A 4,811-nucleotide genomic window follows, 5' to 3' on the forward strand; every position below is an offset into this window, starting at 1 on the left:
CTCGGCCCGGCCAACACTCGGACTTCTGAAACCGTGTGGAACGACGCGGCACACGGAGAAGAGGCGGCCGGCGGTGGCGCGGTGGGCCGCCGGACACCTCGCCCGGCCTTCCAGGACGGCGCGAACGGCGCGCAGTTCCGTGCCGTTCCCGATGTCAGCGCCCTCGCCGATATCGTGCCCGGCTGGCCGGTCGTGATAAATTCGACTTTGCAGACCGTGGGGGGCACAAGCGGCTCCACACCACTGATCGCCGCGAGCACAGCACTCGTTGCCGGGTCGGAGCGGAGCGCCGGGCGACCACGACTCGGCTTGGTCAACGGGTGGTTCTACACGGCGGCGTCGTCGAGCCCGTCGGCGTTCTACGACATCACAGAAGGCAACAACGACCTCGCCGCGGTCGGTTGCTGCACCGCAGCCGTCGGGTACGACCCCGCCAGCGGACTGGGCGTGCCCGACTGGGCCACCCTGCCGGCAACCCTCCCTGCACCAGGCCCATCCGGGTAGGACTGGGCTGCACCTTGTCGTGGAGTCGTTGCGTTGGTCGAGGCCGTCAGCGCCGAGGAGACCGGTGACCGGGGTGCGATCCGCTTGGTCATGCCGCCGCGACGCAAGCCCCGGGTACTGCCGGCCGACCGCGGCTACCACTTGGACAAGTACCCGGGGTCTCGCCATGACCCTCACCGAACCGCCATAGGATCATCCACCACGTCGGGAGCAGCCGTGAGCACCTTGCGGGACAAGACAGCCGTCGTCACCGGTGGTGCCACCGGCATCGGACTCGCCATCGCCAAGCGGTTCGCGGCCGACGGCGCGTACGTCTTCATCACCGGTCGCCGGCAGAGCGCCCTCGATGCCGCGGTGGCCGAGATCGGCGAGAACGTCGAGGCCGTCCGGGCCGACTCGGCCAGGCTCGCCGACCTCGACACGCTGTACAGCGCCGTGCGGCAACGCCGGGGCAGCGTGGACATCGTGGTGGCCAACTCCGGCGGCGGCGTCCGCGCGGCGCTCGGCGACATCACCGAGGAGCAGGTGGACGCCACGTTCGCCACGAACGTCAAGGGCGTCATCTTCACCGTGCAGAAGGCACTGCCGCTGCTCAACGACAACTCGTCGGTCATCCTCACCGGTTCCGCCGCCTCGGTCAGGGTCGGACCTGGACGGAGCGTCTACGCCGCCACCAAGGCCGCGGTCCGCACCCTCGCCCGCAGCTGGGCCGTCGATCTCAGAGGGCGCGCCATCCGTGTCAACGTCCTGAGCCCTGGCGCGACCAGGACGCCTGGCCTGCTCGGACTCGCCGAACCCGACCACCAGCAGGCACTCCTCGACACGTTCGCCGCCGCCGTTCCGCTCGGCCGCGTCGCCGAGCCCGAGGAGATCGCCGGCGCCGCGGCTTTCCTGGCCTCCGACGACGCCAGCTACGTCAATGGCATCGAGTTCTTCGTCGACGGCGGCCTCGCGCAGATCTGATCCTTGACGCTGCCCACAGCATTGTGAACCACCTGTAGGACGCGCACGCTCGGCGCTGCCGTGGTGGTCGTGGCGGGCCTGATCGGGCGGGTGGCCCGGGCACCGTGGCGTGCCGTGACCCCGGGCGAGGGGGTAGGCGAGTTGGCGTAGGCCGAGGTAGATGTCGGCGCCAGGGAAAGCCGCGGTTCGACGACCCAGCGGACCGCGTGGTCACTTCGATCTGGTGTTCGGCGCGGTCCTGGACGCCGATAGTCGTGCAAGTCGCCGTGCGAGCCCGATGAGTGGACCGGCGGCCATGGCGCGCCATGAATGTCGGTGCGTATCAGGAGGACCAACGCCCACCCGCCGCGATCGAGGCTGCGGCGCGGCCTGGTGTGACGCCGGTCGGGCGGACTCCGGCCAGGTTCACTGCACCTGCGGCCACCGCGCAGGCGATCCCCGACAGGACGCCGAAACCGAACCCCCCGCCCAGCACCGCAGCCGACCAGACCGCCACGGCCACAGGCGCCAGATCTGCGCCGGCGCCGGGCCTCGTGCTCCAGCCATGGCTGGTTCCGCCGACGGTGTACCACCTGCGCGCGGCCACCACCGCCCGGCGCAGCCGGGCCCTACCATGTTGTGGTCGACGACACGGTCCGACCGCGCTGCCTGGGCCGCCCGGGACGAGCACGCCACCCACTCGTCCCGGGCGCCCGGGCGTCGCAGCCGGCTGGCCCAGTGCTGACGCACCTGGCATCGGTGCTACTGCCACCCGTCTGACGGGAAGGGCGGCCCGACATGCATGACGTGCCAATCGTCTTCCACGGGCCCCGGCCGTGAGCCGACAGCGGCCTGCCCGGGCCCGGGGTACTGACCGGGCCGGTCGTCCCACCGCTGCACGACTTCGCCATCGGCGACCTCAAGAACGTGGTCCATCCTGGTCGCGTTCCTTCTCGTCGCCGCCGCGACCAGCTCGGCCGCACGGCGACCCGTCGTGGCCGATGGGCGAGAGGCATCCGGGACACCGAGGGCACGGCGCCCTCGAGGCTCAGGCGATGCGCGACGGCGAGCTCGTCGACTTCGTTCCGGTGGTCGAGGGTCCGGAGGACTTCGACGAGGCCGAGGTCGTCGACGCCATCGTGAGAACTGACCACGACCAGCCGATCACGCACGAACGCCGCGCCGCACCCCGCCCCTGCCTCACGAGGGCGTCCTGTTCCGTCGCTTCCTCGACGGCTTCCGGCGTCGGAGGGGCGGCTCGTCAGCGTGTGAGGCCGCGGGTGCGCACCCGGTACGGCAGACAGACGTCACGGAAACACGAAGGAGCGGGACTGGTGGACGCACAGCGGGTGCTGTTCAGGCACGGCACCGTGATCACGATGGACCCGGCGATCGGCGACCTCCCGGTCGGCGACGTCCTGGTGTACGGCAACCTCATCGAGGCGGTGGACGCCAACCTCGGTGAGGTGGACGCTGAGGTCGTCGACGCGACCGGGAAGATCCTCATTCCCGGGTTCGTCGACACACACCGCCACACCTGGCAGGCCCCGCTGCGCGGAATCGCCGCCGACTGGACCCTCGGCCAGTACATGACCGGGCTGCACCTCGGGCTCAGCGGGCTGTTCCGGCCCGAGGACACCTACGCGGGCAACCTGCTGGGCGCGGTGGAGGCGCTGGAGAGCGGGATCACCACGCTGCTCGACTGGTCGCACAACGTGAACACCCCCGAGCACTGCGACGGCGCTGTGGCCGGCCTGCGCGAATCCGGCATCCGCGCGATCTTCGCCCACGGAGGCGGCGCGGACATGTACCAGGTGCCGAGCACGGTCCCGCACGACGAAGACGTTCGGCGGGTCCGGGAGGAGCACTTCTCCTCAGACGATCAACTCGTCACCATGGCGATGGCTCTGCGTGGCCCCCAGTTCGCAACACTGGATGTCACCGTCCACGATCTGGCGCTGGCCCGGGAGCTGGGCCTGCTGGTCACGATGCACGTCGGCGACGGCGAGTGGGGCCGCAGCAGGCCGGTGGGGCGGATGTGCGAGCGCGGTGTGCTCGGGTGCGACATCACCTACGTGCACTGCAACACCGTCGCCGACGACGAGCTGCGCATGATCGCGGACTCGGGGGGCAGCGCGTCGCTCGCCCCGGACATCGAAATGCAGATGGGGCACGGCTGGCCTGCCACCGGCAGGCTGATGCAGGTCGGCGTGCGGCCGAGCCTGTCCATCGACACGTGCGTCTCCAACGGCGGCGACATGTTCGGCACGATGCGGATCACGCTCGCCACCCAGCGCGCGCTGGACAACCAGGATACGGGCGCCAGCGACCGCCCGGCCGTCACGCTCACCTCGCGCGACGTCCTGTCGTTCGCCACCATCGACGGGGCGCGGGCCTGCGGGCTCGACCACAAGGTCGGCAGCCTCACGCCGGGCAAGCAGGCCGATATCGTCCTCCTCGCGGCCGACACGCCCGTCCTGTCCCCGGTGAACAACCCGGTCGGGCAGGTGGTCTACGCCGCGCACCCCGGACTCGTCGACACCGTGATGGTTGCCGGCCGCTTCGCGAAGCGCCGCGGAGCAATGCTCGGCCAGGTCACCCGCCGGGCCGTCGAGGTCGCGGCAGCCACCCGTGACGCCCTGTTCGAACGTGCCGCACGCACCGAAGCGCTCACGGATGCACGCACCGGAGGCGACTGGCAGCCGGCGCCCCTGGTCACGGCGCTCGGATGACGAGGGGGTGGACCGGCTTCGAGGATGTCCTGCCACGGCCAGGCGCCCACCCCAACTCAGCTGCCGACCGGTACTCCCCAGCGGCCAGCTGGCTTACGGCATCGCCCCAGGCAGCGCATCTGGTCGACCGGTCAGGCGGGCTGCAGCGGAAGCTCGACGAGGATCGCCGTGCCGTCCCCCGGGCGGCTGCTGACCTCGATCGTCCCGCCCAGGGCCTGTACCCGGTCGCGCAGCCCGATCAGACCCGAACCTGCGGCGGGATCGGCGCCGCCGATGCCGTCGTCGCGGATCGAGAGGTGCAGCAGGGTGTCGCGCTGTTCGACGGTGACGTCCGCGTGGGAGGCGTGGGCGTGTTTGGTGGTGTTGGTCAGGGCCTCGGACACGACGTAGTAGGCGGCCACCTCGATCGGACCCGGGGGGCGGGTGTCGGTGCGGATGCCGAGTTCCACCGGGAGCGCGGCGCGTCGGGCGAGGGTCCGTAGGGCCGGGCCCAGCCCGCCCTCGGTCAGGATCGCCGGGTGGATGCCGCGGGCGATCTCGCGCAGCTCCTCGGTCGCCTCGGTGAGCTCGTCGGTGACTCGGCCGAGCTGGCTCCGGAGCTCGGACAGGTCCGCGGGCACGGTGGCCTGGGCC

At 71.2% G+C, this 4,811-nt stretch carries 3 protein-coding genes and 1 pseudogene; 3 read left to right on the top strand and 1 reads right to left on the bottom strand.

Annotated features, from left to right (window positions below):
* From JWP64_RS24070 to JWP64_RS24080, 3 genes and pseudogenes are all read left to right on the top strand, one after another.
* A pseudogene (locus JWP64_RS24070) lies at positions 1-504 on the top strand (peptidase S53); the annotation flags it as partial.
* 216 nt (positions 505-720) lie between these two features.
* On the top strand, positions 721-1,467 hold the full coding sequence (locus JWP64_RS24075; RefSeq protein ID WP_297501352.1) for an SDR family oxidoreductase: 747 nt from the start codon (positions 721-723) through the stop codon (positions 1,465-1,467).
* Positions 1,468-2,780: 1,313 nt separating this feature from the next.
* The gene (locus JWP64_RS24080) at positions 2,781-4,178 is read left to right on the top strand and encodes an amidohydrolase family protein (RefSeq protein WP_297501354.1); all 1,398 of its coding nucleotides are present in this window, start codon (positions 2,781-2,783) and stop codon (positions 4,176-4,178) included.
* Positions 4,179-4,309: 131 nt separating this feature from the next.
* Here JWP64_RS24080 and JWP64_RS24085 read toward each other — a convergent pair.
* Positions 4,310-4,811: ATP-binding protein (locus JWP64_RS24085; RefSeq protein WP_297501357.1), on the bottom strand; the 502-nt coding region annotated here is incomplete at its 5' end.

This window comes from Pseudonocardia sp. (assembly GCF_025465255.1).
In the GTDB taxonomy this organism is placed as follows: Bacteria; Actinomycetota; Actinomycetes; order Mycobacteriales; family Pseudonocardiaceae; genus Pseudonocardia.